1 protein-coding gene is annotated in these 255 nt (G+C 72.5%); it reads left to right on the top strand.

The window, feature by feature from the left end:
- Nucleotides 1–255, top strand: a 255-nt coding sequence (locus RM590_RS35900) for a hypothetical protein (protein ID WP_311708993.1), incomplete at both ends; no start/stop codon positions are given.

Here is a 255-nt window from a genome sequence, read left to right as displayed (position 1 = left end):
CCGACCTGGAGAAGGTGCAGCGCGGGGCGGGCGGGCGTTACTACAACATCCCCGAGAAGATCGCCGAACGCATCGGGGTGATCGCCAGGACCCGCCGGGTCGCCTCCTGCCTGCGCACCACGATCGGTGCCGACGAGACCGGTCGGCCGATCCTGGAGTGGCACTTCGACGAGCAGGTGCTGGCGGCGGAGGCGGCGGCCGACGGCTGGTACGCGCTGATCACCAGCCGCCCGGTCGAGCGGTCCGGGCCCGAGC

The organism is Streptomyces litchfieldiae, from assembly GCF_031845365.1.
Taxonomy (GTDB): domain Bacteria; phylum Actinomycetota; class Actinomycetes; order Streptomycetales; family Streptomycetaceae; genus Streptomyces; species Streptomyces litchfieldiae.
This window is presented reverse-complemented; position numbering and strand designations above follow the sequence as displayed.